The organism is Solidesulfovibrio sp., assembly GCF_029978005.1.
Classification (GTDB): Bacteria; Desulfobacterota; Desulfovibrionia; order Desulfovibrionales; family Desulfovibrionaceae; genus Solidesulfovibrio.
Genome location: NZ_JARKOZ010000098.1, coordinates 1 through 15,922 on the forward strand (window position 1 = coordinate 1; position 15,922 = coordinate 15,922).

Consider the following 15,922-nt stretch of genomic DNA (forward strand, 5'->3'; position numbering starts at 1 on the left):
ATGGCGTCGGTGCCGAGGGCCTTTTCGTAGACCGTGTCCTTGAAGACCTTGAGGATGATGCGGCCGGAAAAGCGCGGCGCGGCGGCGACCAGCCGGCGCACGCCCTCGCGGTAGGCCCCGAAATCCGTGCGGGAAAGCGCGGCAAAGGCGTCGGCGTCCACGCCCCGGTAGCTGACGTAGAGTTCGTTTATGCCCGAGGCGACGATGCACTCCACGTTGGCCTCGGTCAGGCGGCTGCCGTTGGTGAAGACGCGAAGCGTAAGTCCCAGTTCCCGGGCCCTGGCGGCCATGTCGAACAGGCCCTTGTGCAGAAACGGCTCGCCCATGAGCCCGAACTGGACCACGGGCGCGATGCGCCCCCGGGCGATCTGCACGAGGATGGCGTCCATGAGCGCCGGGTCCATGAAGCCCTTGGGCCGCGTGATGGCGTCGCTCGGGCAGAAGGGGCAGGAAAAATTGCAGTGGTTGGTCAGCTCGATGATGACGCTGTCGAAGGACACGGGCATGGCGGGCGCTACCGGGTTTTGCGGGGTTCTGCCGCGTCCAGGAATTCGGCCGTGTACACGGCGGTTTCCTTTTTCATGATCTCGCGCCAGTCGAATTCGCGCACCACGAGTTCCCGGCCGGCATGGCCCAGGCGGGCGGCGAGTTCCTTGTCGGCGATAAGGCGCAAAAACGCCCTGGCAAAGGCCTCCACGTCGCCGCTACGGGCAACGAGCGCGTTTTCGCCGTCGCGGGCGATCTCGCCGTTGGCCTTGAGCTTCGTGACCACCACAGGCTTGCCGCAGCCCCAGTACTCGAAGAGCTTGAACGACAGGTAGTGGTCGTGGTTGAGCGTGGCGCGAAGCGTCATGGCCCCGATGTCGCAGGCGCAAAGCACGGCCGGCACGTCGGCGTGGGGAATCCAGCCGGGCAGGACCACGTTGTCGGCCAGCCCCAGCCGGGCGATGCGCGGCCGGCAGACCTCGTCGAAATAGGGGCTGCCGCCGCCGAGGATGAGGAGCCTGGCGTCCGGGCGCTGCCTGACCACCAGGGCCAGGGCGTCGAGGAGGATGTCCACGCCGTCGTCGTGCTTGATGTCGCCGTGGAAGACGAGGACCGGTGCGCCGGCCGGGATGCCGAGCCTCTCGCGCACGCCGGCCGTGGGCACGTCCGGCCGGAAGGTCTCGGAATCTGTGCCGTCGGGCACGATGTGGATTTTTTCCGGCGGCAGGCCGTGGGCGCGCACCAGATGGTCCTTGAGCTGGCGGCTGACCACGAACACGTAGCGCGCCTGGCGCAGGACGTAGTTTTCGAGCCACACCAAGGGCTTGCTCAGAAGCGGCATGTCCGTGCGGGCGATGTCGGAATAGAAGTCCGTGAAGTCCACGAAGGCCGGCTTGCCCACGAGCTTGCCGGCGATGACCGCGGCCAGGCCGGCCAGGGGGTTCCAGGCGTGCAGGGCGGCGAATCCCCGGCCGTAGGAGCGGCGGTACCAGATTTCGAGGATCACGAGGGAGAGGATGGAGGCCAGGAAGTGCCAGACGCGCACGGGCAGCCGCCAGCCGGAATACAGGTGTTTGGCCCAGCCCGGGAACTGGTTCATCCAGATCCATTCCACGAAGTAGGAGCGCCGGGAGGCCAGATCCTTGCTCGGGGAGACCATGTTCACGGCCACGCGCTTTTCCGCGATGAGCACCCTGGCCAGCCAGTACATGCGCAGGTTGGCCCGGGACACGGGCGGAATGGTGGTCTCGACCAGGACGCCCACCTTGGGCCTGCCCTGGAGATCGAAGCCTTCGGGGATGACGGCTGGAGGACGTTTTCTCAGGAAAAACATGATGTTCCCGTGCTGCTGACGGTGGTGTGGCCCCCGGCCCGGCCGGTTCTCCCCTCGGGGACTGTCCGGGAGCGAGGGACGAAAGGAGCGCGCGCGATGCGCCGGTACATGTAGCCGGATCGGTTGCCGGACGCAAGCCGGGAGCCGGCCGCGCGGCCGCCCCAGGCGTCCGGGCTCAGGAGGCGGCCTCCCCGAACCGGGGCGTGGCGTCGTAGCCCATGGCGGCCAGGGTGCGCATGTAGATGGCGTCCCACAGGTTGTCGCGCGAGGCGGCCACCACCCTGTCGCGCATGGTGAAATACGCATCGTCGTCGGTGAGGAAGGAAACGACGGTTTTGGCCAGAATTTCCGCGTCGTAGGGGATGACCGCGCCGAGGCCCCCGTCGCGCACCTCGCGGTGCGACGGCGGCACCTCGGTGGTGATCACGGGCAGGCCGCAGCCGATGGCTTCGCGGATTTTGATCACGTCGCCGAAGCGCTTCACGTTCTCGGGGAAGGGCATGTACGGGGCCAGGGCGGCCGAGGCGGACAGGGCGGCGTCCAGGATGCGGCGGCGGTCCGTGACGTAGCCGTGCCACACGACGGCGCGGGCCACGCCCAGGGCCTCGGCCCGGGCTTGCAACTGCGCCAGTTGCGGACCGTCGCCGAAGATGTCGATGGTCGCGCCCGGCACGGCGGCCAGGATTTGCGGCAGGGCCTCGACGATGAGCTCCACCCCGTTTTCCCGGCAGATGCCGCCGCTGTAGAAAAGCCGGCGACGGTCCACTTCCGCGTGGGGCCTGATGGTCACTCCGTCCGGGATGAAGCCGAAAGGCACCCACAGCTCGCGGCCCATGGCCGCCATGTCGTAGCCCAGGATGTCGCGCCGGGCGTCGCTGATGGCGTAAGTGTAGTTCCAGATCCAGTCCGAGCGGCGGCAGGCGGCCTTGTCGAGCCGGATGTAGACGTCGTTGAGGAGCTTGTTGTCGAACTTCCAGGGCGACCAGTCGGAGATGTAGTAGGCGCTTTCCCTGACCTTGCCCCGGACCTTGAGCGCCGCGCCGCAAAGGGCCAGCAGCGACTCCACGCCGATGAAGAGGTCGATGGGGCCGGGCGTGGCGGCGGCGGCCCAGAAGCAGGCCAGGATGTCGCGGGCCTTCAGACGGAAATAGGTTTTCGGTTGGGCCTTGTCCGGCGCCACGGCGAAGGGCGCGGTGAGCCAGCCCGGCCAGACGCGCCGCTCCCGCAGCGTTCCCCTCTCGAAAAACGAGGCCTGGGGCCGGGAGACCATGCCCGGCCGGGGCAGCGAAAGCTCCAGCACCGTGGCCCGGTCGGCCCGGCGGCGGAAGAACTCCAGCAGGGGCCAGGCCGGGGAGTTGTGGCGCATCCGCTCGCCCGTGGCGGCGTCGGTGACGTCGGCGATGGTGGCGACCAGGACCGAGGACAGGCGCTTCATGCCCTAGGCCGCCCGGCGCGCCAGCACCACGTAGTGTTCCCGGCGGAACACCTCGGCGAAGCCCGGGATGTCGAGCTCCTCCAGGGTCACGAACTTGGTGCTGACCAGGAAGTGCGTGAGGCCGTACTTGTCCGCGATTTCGCCCAGGGGCTTTTGCAAAAGCGGCCAGTAGTCCACCAGTTCGTAGACGCCCACGGAATTGTCCGACAGGAGCGCCTTTCCGTTATTGAGAAAGTAGGTGACCGCGTCGGCCAGGCCGTGGGGCAGGCAGGCGATGCGCACCTCTTCGGGGTAGGCGTTGAGGTGCTCGAGCACGGCCCACAGCGCCGGGGTGACGGACTTGTCGGGGTTATTGACCACCAGCTTGATCTGGAAAAAGAGAATGACTCCGAGGCAGCCCAGGCCCACGATCCAGGGAGCGGCCTTGACCAGGCCCCACACGGCCGGGTCGCCGGCGAACTTGAGGATCAGGGCGGCCGCCGCGGCCGCGGCCGCGCCCGTGGCGTACTCCAGGTAGCGCTGGCCCTCGCCCAGGAAGCGCATGTACTTGGTGTTGAAGAGGATGCCGAGGATGAAGAGCGCCACGGACCACTTGACCACGACCGAAAACCACGGGGACACCGCGGCCATGGCCCCGTAGTCCGGCAGCAGCACGGCCACGAAGGAATAGATGGCCCAGGGATTGACGGCCAAAAACGGCAGGACCGGAATCTTCCAGATGAGGTACTCGATGCGGCGCACGAAGTCGGTGTGCTTTTTCTCCCTGGTCGGGTTGCCGCGAATCTGGTGGGCCAGGCGGTTGCGGATGTTGTACATCCAGAAGGCGATCATGAGCAGCTGGCCGCGCAGGTACTTGAGATACGCGCCCTTGAAGGCGAAGATGGAAAAGAGCACGCCCACCAGAAAGACCAGCAGGCAGCGGGCGTTATTGTCGATGATGGTGAAGCCGATGATGCCGAAGAAAAGCACCTGCACGGCCATGCGGTGGGTGAACGTGAGCAGCGTCACCCCGGCCACGCCGAGCAGGAACGTCCACACGCCCGGGTGCAGCGCGTAGGCCTGCACGGCCAGCATGGCCCACAGGAACACGAGGCTGCCCGGGGTGCGCAGGCTCAGGTTGCTGGCCTCCAGCGGCACCACCGGGGTGAGGAGGTAGAGGATCTGGGCCAGATGTCCGCCCACCGGCGCGCCGGACACGGCCCAGCCCAGTCCGAAGACGGTCAGGCTTTGCAGCACGTCGAAGGCCGGGGAAATAAGGCCCTGGTTGCGATCGAGCCAGGCCTTGGAAAAGCGCGAGCACACGAAGGGCAGAAACGGCGGATTGTCCACCGATCCCGGCACGATGTATTTTTCGGGCACGCTGTCCGGGTAGCGGCCGTGGCGGCGCATGGCGTCGGCCAGCAGGGCGAAGCGCCATGTGTCGATGCCGAAGTAGCGGTTTATAAGGCGCGGCCAGACTTCCAGGGCGAACCCGGCCAGGGCGATGGCGACGGCCAAGAGAATGTCGGTCATGGGCGGCTTCCGTGGGGGATGGATTGGGCGGGGAGGCGGCCGCGGCGCGGGCCCGGCCGCCTTCCCCCCGGCTCCTTAGCCCCAGGGGAGGTTTTCCTCAACCCCGCCTCAGGCCCTCGGGGCCGTCGCCTTCCCGGATCAGGCCGTACTTGCGGATGCGGTAGCCGATCTGGCGCAGGGTGAGCCCCAGCTCCCGGGCGGCCCGGGACTGGACCCAGCCGTGGCGGGTAAGCGCGCTGAGGACCTGCTGGCGCTCCATGTCGCGCAATTCGGCCGCGTCCTCGGGCAGCACCTGCGGCCGTTCGCCCTCGGCCAGCATTTCCGGGGGAATGTCCGCGATGTCGATGCGGTCCTCGGGCGCGGTCACGGCCAGGCGGGCGACGAGCTCGCGCATCTCCCGGATGTTGCCGGGCCAGTCGTAGGCCTCCAGGGCCTTGAGGGCCTTGGGGGTGAGAGAGAGGCGGCGGGCGTCGCGCACGGATTCCAGGGAGAGCAGGTGGTCGAGCAGGGCCGGGATGTCCTCGGGGCGCTCGCGCAGGGTCGGTACGCGGATGATGGCCATGGGCGCGGCCTCGGCCAGCTCCGGGCTCGGGCCCTGGGGTGAGGCCTTGAGGAGCACCCGCGTGCGGCTGCGGCGCGGGCGGGAGCCGCCCACGCGCACGAAGACGCCCTCGGCCAGGAACCGGGCCAGACGCTCGACGATGGCCGGCGGCAGCAGGTGGGCGTCCTCGACGAGCAGCGCGCCGCCGTCGGTCTCCTCGATGAGCCCGGGCACGCCGGGCGTGTCCAGACCGCGGGAGCCGCCGAAGAGCTCCACGGCGGGATTGTCGGTCCGGGCGGCGCTGAACACGGAAAAAAGGCGCACCGCCCGGGGCGAGAGCTCGTGGATGAGCCGGGCCAGAACGCTGCGGCCCGTGCCGTCCTCGCCGAGCAGGAGCACGGGGGATGCGCAGCGCGCCGCCTGGTCCACGGCGGCGCGCAGGGCTTCGAGCCTGGGGCTTGCGCCCTCGGAAAAGAGGTGGCGGTAGCGCAGGGAGACTTTCGAGCGCAGGAAGGCCGTCTCGCCGGCCAGCTCGCGGTTGCGCTCCTGCGCGACGCAGGTGGCGCGCACCTGGGCCGCCGCCACGTCGGCGAAAACGGCGAGCAGGCGCAGCTCGTCGGCCAGGGAGGCGTCCCCGCCGGCCAGGCCGTCGGCGAACAGCCAGCCGCCGGGCATGTCCAGGCCGGCCTGGATCGGGGCGGCCAGCATGGCCGCCTCCTCGCGGGCGCAGGCCAGCTCTCCCGCCTCGTCGGCCGCGACAGGGGGCTGCCCCCGGCGCAGCACGCGGGGCGCGGTCCGGGACGTCTTGCGGTCCAGGGCGGCCTCGAGCAGAAGGCTCACGTCCGGCGCGCCGAGTTGGGCCCGTATGGCCGTGGGGTTGTCGGCGTCGGCGAGCACCACGGCGGCGTTTTTGCATGCCGGCAGTTCGGCCAGGAGGCCGAGCAGGCGCGAAAGCGCGCCGTCCAGCCCGCGTCCGGCGTCCTCGGCCGGTTCCAGGCAGGCCAGCGCCCGGCGGACGATGGCGAGATCCATGGCGTATTCCCCTTGTTTGGCGGTCGGCGGCCTTTGTTCCAGTTTTGACCCGCCGCCGTCAATGCCCGACGGTCGGACGCGACCGGGGCGCGCATGGACAGGCCGGGCGATTTTTGCCAGATTCGCGGCCATGGCGGTTCCAGCGCCGGTGCGCCGGCCAACGCGGGCCGGGACGGCCGGACCGCCACAATCAAACCGTCATGCGCCTCCCGTAAAAGGATTACAAGCCGGCGCGGCGGGCCTCGCGGGGCCACGCGACCGTCGGAGCCCCTCGACGCAAAGGAGACCCCCCATGCAGCGCAGAGCCAGCGGCGTGCTTTTGCACATCACCTCCCTGCCGACGCGCTTCGGCGTCGGCGACTTCGGCCCGGCGGCCCGCCGCTTCGCCGCCTTTCTGGCCAAGGCCGCCCAGTCCTACTGGCAGATCCTGCCCCTGACCCCCACCTCCACCTTCATCGGCAATTCGCCCTACAGCAGTGATTCCGCCTTCGCCGTGAGCCCCCTGCTCGTCAGCCCCGACCAGCTGGTCATCGACGGCTGGCTCGCCCCGGAGGACATCGCCTCGGGCTACGCGCCGGGCAACCCGGCCGTGGCCGATTACGAGGGCGCGGAGGTCTGGAAGGACAGGCTCTTGCGGCTGGCCTTCGCCCGAAACGCCGACAGGATCGCCACCGACGCCGGGCTGGCCGTTTTTTGCCGCGAGGAGGCGTCGTGGCTCGACGACTATGTGCTTTTCCGGGCCATCAAGCGCGAGCGCGGCGGCCAGGGCTGGGCCGACTGGCCGGCGGAGCTGCGCGACCGGCGAAGCTCCGCCCTGGACGCCGTGCGCGACCGCCAGGCCGGGGAACTCGCCTACCTGCGCTTCGTCCAGTACCTGGCCTTTTCCCAGTGGCGGGCCCTGCGCCGGCATCTGCGCGAAAACGAGATCCAGGTCATCGGCGACATGCCCATCTACGTCACCCAGGACAGCGCCGACGTCTGGGCCAACCCGGAGCTTTTCAAGCTCGATCGGGAGAAGCGGCCGGTGTTCGTGGCCGGGGTGCCGCCGGACTACTTCAGCGAGACGGGCCAGCGCTGGGGCAACCCGGTCTACGACTGGCCGGCCCACGAGAAGACGGGGTTCGACTGGTGGCTGCGGCGCATGGCCCACAACATCGCGCTCTACGACGTCATCCGGCTGGACCATTTCCGGGGCTTCGAGGCCTACTGGGAGATCCCGGCCCAGGAGGCCACGGCCGTGCGCGGCCAGTGGGTCAAGGCCCCGGGCATGGCCCTTTTCAAGACCATGCTGCGCCGCTTTCCCTCCCTGCCGCTCATCGCCGAGGACCTGGGCGTGATTACGGCCGAGGTGCGCGAGCTCATGGCCGCCTTCGGCTTTCCGGGCATGAAGATCCTCCAGTTCGCCTTCGGCCCGGGCATCGCCGAGAATCGCGACGCGCCCCACAACTACGAGCGCAACTGCGTGGCCTACACCGGCACCCACGACAACAACACCACCCTTGGCTGGGCGCGCAGCGGCGAGGCCGGCGAGGAGGGGAAAAAGGCCCTTTTCGCCTACCTCGGCCGGGAGATCGCGCCCGAGCAGGCCCCCTGGGAGCTCATCCGGCTGGTCATGGGCAGCGCGGCGGCCACGGCCGTGACGCCCATGCAGGACCTGCTTGGCCTGGGCGAGGGGGCGCGCATGAACATGCCCTCGGTGGCCAAGGGCAACTGGGGCTGGCGGGCCGTGGAGGACCAGTTCGAGGCGTCCCTGGCCGAACGGTTGCGGGCCATGACCGAAATCTTCGGCCGCAACCATTGAGGGCCGACCCCTACGCGGCCGTGGCCGGGCTCTACGACCCGGTCACGGCCGCCTTCCTCGATCCCGTGCGCCGGCTGGTGGCCGAAACGCTGGCCGGGCTCGGGGCGCGGCGCGTGTGCGACGTGTGCTGCGGCACGGGCCGGCTCGTCCGGCGGCTGCGCCTGGCCGGCTTCGACTCCGTGGGCCTCGACGCCAGTCCGGCCATGCTGGCCAAGGCCCGGGCCCTTTGTCCCGGGGAAAACGTCTTCGCCCGCGCGGACGCCCGGCGGCTGGCCGTGGCCGACGGGGCCTGCGACGCGGCCGTGGCCACCTTCGCCCTGCACGAGAATCCGCCCTGGGACCGCGCGGCCATGCTCGGCGAACTCTTTCGCGTCACCCGGCCGGGCGGCCACGTGCTGGTGGTCGATTACCTTTCGGACCTGCCCGCCTCGCCCATGGGTTTGCTCGTGGCCCTGGCCGAGCGGCTGGCCGGCCGGGAACACCACCGCAATTTCCGGGATTTCCTGGCTAGAAAAGGGGTTGTGGGGCTTTTTCGGTCGGCTGGCCGTCCGGTTGCCCGGCTGGTCCCGTGTCTTGGGGGGCGGGCGGCGCTGGTTGTGGCGCCTGCGGGGCCGGCTTGGGGGCCGGCTTCTGCTCCGGCTCGCCCTTGATGACGAGCTTTTCGCGCCTGGGTTCGCGCGGGGGCAGGGGCTTTTTGGCCGGGGCCTTGGGCGGCAGGGAGAAATCCGCCTGCATCGGCTCGGCGTGGGCCTCCTTGATCTTCCAGGTCAGGCGTTCGTCGCGCACCAGGGCGAAGTAGCAGTTCATGACCGCCTGCTTGGGCTTGCCCTGCTCCTTCCAGGCGAGCTTGGCCACCACCCGGGCCGAGGCGTTTTCGCCCTTGGCCTCGATCTGCATGGGCTCGACGAATTCGATGCGCAGTCCCGCCTCGCGCTCGGCGGCCAGGATGCCGGGCAGCCGCTCGGACAGTTCGCTGCCCCGCACCGGGCGCACCACGTTGCTTACGAACGGCACGATGCGTGCGCCGTCGGCGTAAAGGCGCAGATTGGCCTTCACGTCGCCGCCCATGACCACGCCCGGGTACTTGACCAGGAAGTCGTGGACGTTTTTCGCGTCGGCCGAGGCGAATCCCGTGGGCTTGGGGCCCGAGGGCTTTTTTTTGGACGTGCCGGCGCAACCCGCCAGCGCCGCGCAAAGCAGGCACAGGGCAACGACGACGGCCAGGCGACGCATGCGGTCCTCCTAGATCTTCGGCCCGGCCGCCCGGCGCAGGAGCAGGCGGTAGGAGCGCACGCCGTGGACCATCTCGCCCAGGAGCCGGCCGCCGCCGCGCACGAAGCACAGAAGCGGCAGAAATCCCCAGGACTGGCTGGCGTAGAGCAGCCGGCGCAGCTTGCGCGACCAGACAAGCTCCGGGAGGATGTCGCGCCGCAGGCCCTTGCCGTAGACGGCGGTCGGGTCCGCGCCGCGCGACAGGGCCGCGGCCAGGGCCTCGCCGGCGAGCTCTCCGCTTCGCAGGGCGTAGTAGATGCCCTCGCCGAAAAGCGTCTCCACCAGCCCGGCCGCGTCGCCGACGAGCATGGTCGGGCCGTGCCAAGGCGCTTGGAGGTAGTTGCCGTAAGGAAGTCCATGCCCCTTGGCCTTGTCGGCCAACGAGGCGGGCAGGCCCAGGAATTCCACGAACTCGCGGAATCTGGGCCGGAAATCCTTGGCGTGGCGGGCGCTGTGGCCACCGATGCCGATGGCCAGATGCTCCTTGTGGGGAAACACCCAGCCGTAGCCGGCCCGCAGGAAGCCGGCGTAGACCGTGGGGTTGGGCGCGCGCAAGTCCTCGTGGACCTTCCCGGCGAGGAGCGGGTCCGTGCGCGGCAGGTAGAATTCCATGGCCCCGCCGAGCCCGGCCTTCCAGGCGGACCGGTCGAAGGGGCAGGCCGCGCGCACGATGCTGCCCACGCCGTCGGCCCCGACGAGGTGGCGGCCGCGAAATTCCCGGCCGTCGTCCAGCCGGACGCTGGCCCTGGCCGGGTCCACGGAAACGACCCGGCACTCCTGGCGTACATCCGCCCCGGCCTTGACGGCCCGGTCAAGCAGGTGCTTGTCGAAGACCCGCCTGGCCGTCAGGTGAAAGGGGTAGAACATCTCGCCGGCGGCGATGGTGCGGTCGCGGAAGCGGATGCGGTAGCCTGGCGTGGCCGTGTTGAACACGCCCGTGGCGAGGAGCCCCTCGGGCGTTTCGGCGAAGACGCGCTCCAGCACGTCCACGGCCTTCCAGGTGAGCAGCCCCGCGCACAGCTTGTCGCGGGGGAAGGCGGCCTTGTCCAGGACCAGGACGGAAAAGCCTTTTTGGGCCAGGACCTGGGCGGCGGTGGAGCCGGCCGGGCCCGCGCCGACGATGACGACGTCATGGGTTGCGGTCATGGGGGATCGGGTGCGGCAAAAGGTTGCGGCCGGGTTGCCAAGGGAGGCCCTCCCGGCTAACGATGGGCCGCAGCATAACCGCAGCGCGCCTTCGGGGCAATGCGCGAGCGAGGGTTCCGGCGTGACGCATTCCTCCCCGCCTTTCGAGGCCGTGGTCTTCGACTTCGACGGCACCCTGGCCGAACTGGTCATCGATTTCGCGGCCATGAAGGACATGGTGGCCCGCGAGGCCGCCGCCCGCCAGGCCGGGACGCCGCCGCCAAACGGCCTGCCCGCCCTGGAATACGCCGCCCTGCTGGCCGGGCGCATCCGCGAGTCCTCGCCGGACGAGGCCGCAGCCTTCGAGGCGGCCGTGGCCCGGGGCATCAGGGACCAGGAGATCGCCGCGGCCGCCGCGGCCCGGCTTTTTCCCGCCACGAAAGCCGCCTTGACCCGGCTCGCCGACGCCGGAGCCAAGGTCGGCGTCATCACCCGCAACTGCCGGGCGGCCGTGCTCACGGTCTTTCCGGACCTGACCGACTACGCCGGGGTGCTTCTCGCCCGCGACGACGCCCGGCGGGTCAAGCCCGACCCGGGGCACCTCCTGGACGCCCTGGCGGCCCTTGGCGTCGCGCCCGCGCGGGCGCTCATGGTCGGCGACCACCCCATGGACATCGCCACGGGCCGGGCCGCCGGCACGCGCACCGCCGGCGTGGCCAGCGGCCGCACGACGCTGGCGACCCTGGCGGAGCACTCCCCGGACTACCTGGCCCCGGACGTCGGGGCGCTGGTGGCCATGCTCGGCCATTGACTTATCCTATGCATGAGTGCCCTGTGGAAAATTATAACTACACGATCTCTCTTCGAATAAGGCATCCTTATTACGATCCGGATTATATTTCTGCATCTCTTGGCTTTGAGCCAGAGTACAAATGGAAAGCCAATTCCAAAAGGATGGCGCCTGACGGTCAGCCTTTGCAGGGAACCTATGAAGAGACATATTGCTCGTTCGATTTGAAGCCTCAAGACGATGTTAGCCTTGTCGATTTTATAGCAAAATCAAATAAAATATTAAGTCGGTGTGAACAATTTTTTCAGGAGCTACGTTTTACCGGAGGGAAGGTTGAGTATTTTATTGGCATGTTCTTTGCTGGCGATGCTGGTGAGATTTTTGATATCAATCTGATGAAGGGGCTTGTAGAATTAGGTATTGACATTGCCGTTTGTTTTTATTTGCCGGACAGTGCTTAAGCGATAAATATGCGTATCAATGTTCATGGAAGTTGGTCGTTTATGGCGAAATATTTAATGAGAGTTTTCAACAAACAAAGGGGATGGCGAATAGTCAGAAGGACTCGATGAATTGATTGGACGGCCCATGTATATAAATAGAGGTGTGCAGAAGTAACCGTTCGCTGTGTAAATGATTTTGTCCATTGAGGTGGAGGCTTTTTAACTATGAGAAATGACAGCTATAGGTCTGAAAAATTTATTTTCCGAGTGATTGGCGCGTCAGATGAGCTGGTTGAAAATGTGCTGAATGTGCTTGGCGACTCGCTGGTTAGGGTAAATAATTATTATAAAAATAAAGACATAGTGGTTGTGTCGGTGGAGATTAAGCAGGGGGTTGATTATTCTGAATTTGTTTCTCTGGTCAAAAACTCGAAAATTGAGAAAAAGAAATGTGGGTTATTTGCATCCCTGGTAACTGATAGAGATAGTAGCGGGATATCTGTCCCTGATTTTGTTTTGGATATATTTTTCGAAATTGGTTATTCTTTGGATTTTTCCTATACATTTGTTTAGATTGTAAGCAATAGCGCTTGTCAAGCTTCTCTGCATTATTTGATTTGCGGGCTTTTGTTTTTACATAAAACTCAAACAACCGAAGACATCGGCATCTTATATGCCTTCACAGTATTCTATCGCGCCGGCCGCAGGAACACGGCGGCGAGCGGCGGCAGGGTCAGGCGCAGGGAATAGGGGTGGTCGAAGCTCTCGATCTCCTCGGCCATGACCGCGCCGGCGTTACCGAGGCCCGAGCCGCCGTAGGCCTTGGCGTCGCTGTTCAAAAGCTCCGTCCACATGCCCGGGACAGGCACGCCGATGCGGTAGCCCTCGCGGGGCACGGGCGTGAAGTTGAGCGCCACCAGCACCACGTCGTCGTGCCGCCGGCCCCGGCGCAAAAACGCCAGCACGCTCGCCTCGGCGTCGCGGTAGTCGATCCACTCGAAGCCCTCGGGCTTGAAGTCGCGCTCGTGCAGGGCCGTCTGCTCGCGGTACAGGCGGTTGAGGTCCGACACCCATTGCAGCACGCCCTGGTGCGGCGGCGATTCCAGCAGCTCCCACTGCGGCTCGGCGTCGTGGTTCCACTCCTGCCACTGGGCGAACTCGCCGCCCATGAAGAGCAGCTTCTTGCCGGGATGGCCGTACATGTAGCCGTAGAGCAGCCGCAGGTTGGCGAAGCGCCGCCAGTCGTCGCCCGGCATTTTGCCGATCAGGCTCCCCTTGCCGTAGACCACCTCGTCGTGGGACAGGGCCAGCACGAAGTTCTCGGAAAAGGCGTACCAGATGCTGAACGTCAGCTCGCCGTGATGGTACTTGCGAAAGATCGGGTCGCGGGCGAAGTAGCGCAGCGTGTCGTGCATCCAGCCCATGTTCCACTTCATGCCGAACCCGAGGCCCCCGAGATAGGGCGGCCGCGACACCATGGGCCAGGAGGTCGATTCCTCAGCCATGGTCTCGGCGCCGGGAAAGCGGGTGTAGACCATTTCGTTGAGGCGGCGCAGGAATTCGATGTTGTCGAGGTTCTCGCGGCCGCCGTGGATGTTGGGAATCCATTCCCCCTCGCGCCGGGAATAGTCCAGGTAGAGCATGGAGGCCACGGCGTCCACGCGCAGCGCGTCCACGTGGTAGCGCGAGAGCCAAAACAGGGCGCTGGAGATGAGAAACGCCCGCACCTCGTAGCGGCCGGTGTTGAAGATGTAGCAGTTCCAGTCCGGATGGTAGCCCCGCTTGGGGTCGGCGTGCTCGTAAAGGTGGGTGCCGTCGAAAAAGGACAGGCCGTGGCCGTCGGTGGGGAAATGGGAAGGCACCCAGTCGAGGACCACGCCGATGCCGTTTTGGTGCAGCCGGTCGATGAGGGCCATGAAGTCCTGGGGTTTGCCGAACCGGCTGGTGGGGGCGAAATAGCCCAGGGTCTGGTAGCCCCAGGAACCGAAGAAGGGATGCTCCATGATGGGCAAAAATTCCACGTGGGAAAAGCCGGCCCGCAGCACGTGCTCGGTCAGGTGGTCGGCCATCTCCAGGTAGGACAGCGACCGATAGCGGTCCTCGTGCATGCGCTTAAACGACCCGAAATGGACCTCGTAGATGGAAACCGGCGCGGAAAAGCCGTTTTTTTCATGGCGCGTCTCCATCCAGGCCCGGTCCTGCCAGTCGTAGGCCAGGTCCCAGACGATGGAGGCCGTGCTCGGCGAAGTCTCCCAGTAGAAGGCGTAGGGATCGCCCTTGTCGGCCCGGTAGTCGCCCACGGCCGACTGGATGTGGTATTTGTAATGCGCGCTCGTGCCCAGCCCCGGCACGAAGCATTCATAGATGCCCGAGGCGTCCTGGCGCACGGCCATGGCATGGCGGCCGGGCTCCCAGCCGTTGAAGTCGCCGACCACGGACACGGCCTTGGCGTTGGGGGCCCAGACGGCAAAATGCACGCCTTCCTCGCCTTCCACGGTCATGGGCCGGGAACCGAGCTTGTCGGACAGGTCGAAATGGTTGCCCTGCTTGAACAGGTAGACGTCGTGCTCGGTGAGCCGCGAAACGTCGTGGCGGGGGGGCTTGGCATCCCACATGGTGTTGGCGCTCCTGGGCGTGCCGCCCGTGATGATTTTGGGAAGGTCTTGTAATCTAAAGAGGCTTTACGGGCAAATGCGGCGCTACCCGAAGGCGAGCGTCAGCCCCACGCCCACCTCGTGGACGGGAAGCCTGGCCGCCAGGGCCATCTTGGCGGCCAAACCCGTGCAGTGGCAGGGGTACAGGGCCGAGACGCCGGCCTCGGCCAGCCAGTCGGTCACGGCCATGAGCCGGTCCTGGGAGGCCTCGAACAGATGCAGCCCACCCACGATGGCCGCCACCCGCGTCTCGCCCGTGACCTCGCGGGCATGGGCCACGATGTTGCAAATGCCGGCATGGGAACAACCCGTGACGATGACCAGCCCCTCCTCGCCGAGATAGGCCAGGGCGGAATCGTCGGGCAGCAGGTCGGGCACGGCCCCGGCCGGCGTCAGGCGCACGCCGATGGGCGGCGTGTCCTCGAAAGGAAACTGGCGTGGAATCTCGCCCAGGAAAAAAAGCCAGTCCGTCAGGCGCAACGGTTCGCGGGTCAGCCGAAACGTGAAATGGTCGCCGAGCGTCGCCTCGGACACCATGGAGCCGATGCTCATGCCGTTTAGGCGTCTGGGCAAAAAGGCCTCGGGATGGGCCACCAGCAGCGGCCGGCCGGGCGGGCGGCCCTCCAGGGCGCGCGTGGTGAAAAACGTCGTCAGATGCGCCAGGCCCCAGGTGTGGTCCAGATGGCCGTGGGACAAGGCCACCACGTCCACCGCGCCCAGATCGACGCCCATGCGGGCCGCGTTGGCGCACAGCACGTCGGAATAGCCGCAGTCGAACAGCACCCGCCTGCCGCCGTCGCGCAGCAGAAAGGAAAGCCCCGGCTCCCCCAAGAGGTAGCGGTCCGTCAGAGTGTTGTTGTCCACGAGCACGGTCAGACGCATTGTCGACCTGTTGGCATACAATGGGAAAAAGTCAAGGAAATCCTGGACAAAGCGTGACGATTCAGGCAGTGGAAAAGTAATATTTCCTGTCGCGCCAGGGGGGAGCCATGAATAAGACAGTCGCCCACGCCATCGGCCTGATGCTGCTGCTCGCGACGCTCGCCGTCGGATGCAGCGTGTCCATCGACCTCACGCCGCCGCCGCCGGCCGGCTACATCCGCGTAGTGGGCGCGGATTCGGTCAACGTGCGGGCCTGCCCGGCCACGGGCTGTGAAGTGCGCACCGTCGTCTACCGCGGCCAGGCCCTGCGGGTCTACGAATACCAGAACGGCTGGGCCCGCATCGTCGTGTCCGACTCCGGCGTCGCCGGCTGGATGGACGCGCGGTATCTGCGCATGCCGTAGCGCTGGGAGCGGGAAGCGGGAAGCGGGAAGAGAAGAGCGGGGCGCTGCCCCGGACCCCGCCAGGAGGGGGTCACCCCCTCCTGGACCTCCCCGATGGGGGTGAGTGGGGGAGTGGATGGGAACGTCGGGCGGCGTTGCGTCGGCAGTGGTGGTCGCGGAATTCGGCCGGACATGCCCGCGGCAAAGCCAGCCGGCACGCCCGGCCGAATTCC

General features: G+C 67.0%; 14 protein-coding genes. 6 read left to right on the forward strand and 8 right to left on the reverse strand.

From position 1 onward, the window contains the following. The 5 genes from Q1K70_RS11760 to Q1K70_RS11780 all read right to left on the reverse strand — a co-directional run. Nucleotides 1-506, reverse strand: a 506-nt coding sequence (locus tag Q1K70_RS11760; RefSeq protein WP_300159619.1) for a radical SAM protein, incomplete at its 3' end; no start/stop codon positions are given. Between the two features lie 8 nt (nt 507-514). Further along, the gene (locus Q1K70_RS11765) at nt 515-1,819 is read right to left on the reverse strand and encodes a glycosyltransferase family 4 protein (protein ID WP_300159621.1); all 1,305 of its coding nucleotides are present in this window, start codon (nt 1,817-1,819) and stop codon (nt 515-517) included. Between the two features lie 175 nt (nt 1,820-1,994). Beyond that, the gene (locus Q1K70_RS11770; RefSeq protein WP_300159623.1) at nt 1,995-3,254 is read right to left on the reverse strand and encodes a glycosyltransferase; all 1,260 of its coding nucleotides are present in this window, start codon (nt 3,252-3,254) and stop codon (nt 1,995-1,997) included. A gap of 3 nt (nt 3,255-3,257) precedes the next feature. Continuing rightward, nucleotides 3,258-4,766 carry a hypothetical protein gene (locus tag Q1K70_RS11775; RefSeq protein WP_300159626.1) on the reverse strand — a complete coding sequence of 503 codons (1,509 nt, stop codon included), beginning with the start codon at nt 4,764-4,766 and terminating at the stop codon, nt 3,258-3,260. A 97-nt stretch (nt 4,767-4,863) separates the two neighbouring features. Beyond that, the gene (locus Q1K70_RS11780) at nt 4,864-6,339 is read right to left on the reverse strand and encodes a sigma 54-interacting transcriptional regulator (RefSeq protein ID WP_300159629.1); all 1,476 of its coding nucleotides are present in this window, start codon (nt 6,337-6,339) and stop codon (nt 4,864-4,866) included. Between the two features lie 292 nt (nt 6,340-6,631). Between Q1K70_RS11780 and malQ the strand changes: the two genes are divergently transcribed. Then, nucleotides 6,632-8,140 (forward strand): 4-alpha-glucanotransferase, encoded by a 1,509-nt coding sequence (gene malQ / locus Q1K70_RS11785; RefSeq protein ID WP_300159632.1) that lies wholly within the window; start codon nt 6,632-6,634, stop codon nt 8,138-8,140. Further along, a complete protein-coding gene (locus tag Q1K70_RS11790; RefSeq protein ID WP_300159634.1) occupies nt 8,137-8,790 on the forward strand; it encodes a class I SAM-dependent methyltransferase in 654 nt (217 codons plus the stop codon). The genes malQ and Q1K70_RS11790 overlap by 4 nt, the downstream gene beginning before the upstream one ends. A 592-nt stretch (nt 8,791-9,382) precedes the next feature. Here the strand turns inward: Q1K70_RS11790 and Q1K70_RS11795 are convergent. Continuing rightward, a complete protein-coding gene (locus Q1K70_RS11795; RefSeq protein WP_300159637.1) occupies nt 9,383-10,558 on the reverse strand; it encodes a geranylgeranyl reductase family protein in 1,176 nt (391 codons plus the stop codon). A 121-nt stretch (nt 10,559-10,679) separates the two neighbouring features. On the opposite strand from Q1K70_RS11795, the gene Q1K70_RS11800 reads away from it, so the two are divergent. The 3 genes from Q1K70_RS11800 (at nt 10,680) to Q1K70_RS11810 (ending at nt 12,343) form a co-directional block, all read left to right on the forward strand. Beyond that, on the forward strand, nt 10,680-11,348 hold the full coding sequence (locus Q1K70_RS11800; RefSeq protein WP_300159640.1) for an HAD-IA family hydrolase: 669 nt from the start codon (nt 10,680-10,682) through the stop codon (nt 11,346-11,348). A gap of 23 nt (nt 11,349-11,371) precedes the next feature. Then, nucleotides 11,372-11,788 (forward strand): hypothetical protein, encoded by a 417-nt coding sequence (locus tag Q1K70_RS11805; RefSeq protein ID WP_300159643.1) that lies wholly within the window; start codon nt 11,372-11,374, stop codon nt 11,786-11,788. Nucleotides 11,789-11,995: 207 nt separating this feature from the next. Then, on the forward strand, nt 11,996-12,343 hold the full coding sequence (locus Q1K70_RS11810; RefSeq protein WP_300159646.1) for a hypothetical protein: 348 nt from the start codon (nt 11,996-11,998) through the stop codon (nt 12,341-12,343). Nucleotides 12,344-12,459: 116 nt separating this feature from the next. Here the strand turns inward: Q1K70_RS11810 and glgB are convergent, their stop codons facing one another. Beyond that, nucleotides 12,460-14,385 (reverse strand): 1,4-alpha-glucan branching protein GlgB, encoded by a 1,926-nt coding sequence (gene glgB, locus Q1K70_RS11815; protein ID WP_300159649.1) that lies wholly within the window; start codon nt 14,383-14,385, stop codon nt 12,460-12,462. An 84-nt stretch (nt 14,386-14,469) separates the two neighbouring features. Continuing rightward, nucleotides 14,470-15,306 carry an MBL fold metallo-hydrolase gene (locus Q1K70_RS11820; RefSeq protein WP_300159652.1) on the reverse strand — a complete coding sequence of 279 codons (837 nt, stop codon included), beginning with the start codon at nt 15,304-15,306 and terminating at the stop codon, nt 14,470-14,472. A 107-nt stretch (nt 15,307-15,413) separates the two neighbouring features. On the opposite strand from Q1K70_RS11820, the gene Q1K70_RS11825 reads away from it, so the two are divergent. Further along, nucleotides 15,414-15,710, forward strand: coding sequence for an SH3 domain-containing protein (locus tag Q1K70_RS11825; protein ID WP_300159654.1), 297 nt, complete (start codon nt 15,414-15,416; stop codon nt 15,708-15,710). The last annotated feature ends 212 nt before the right edge of the window (nt 15,711-15,922 follow it).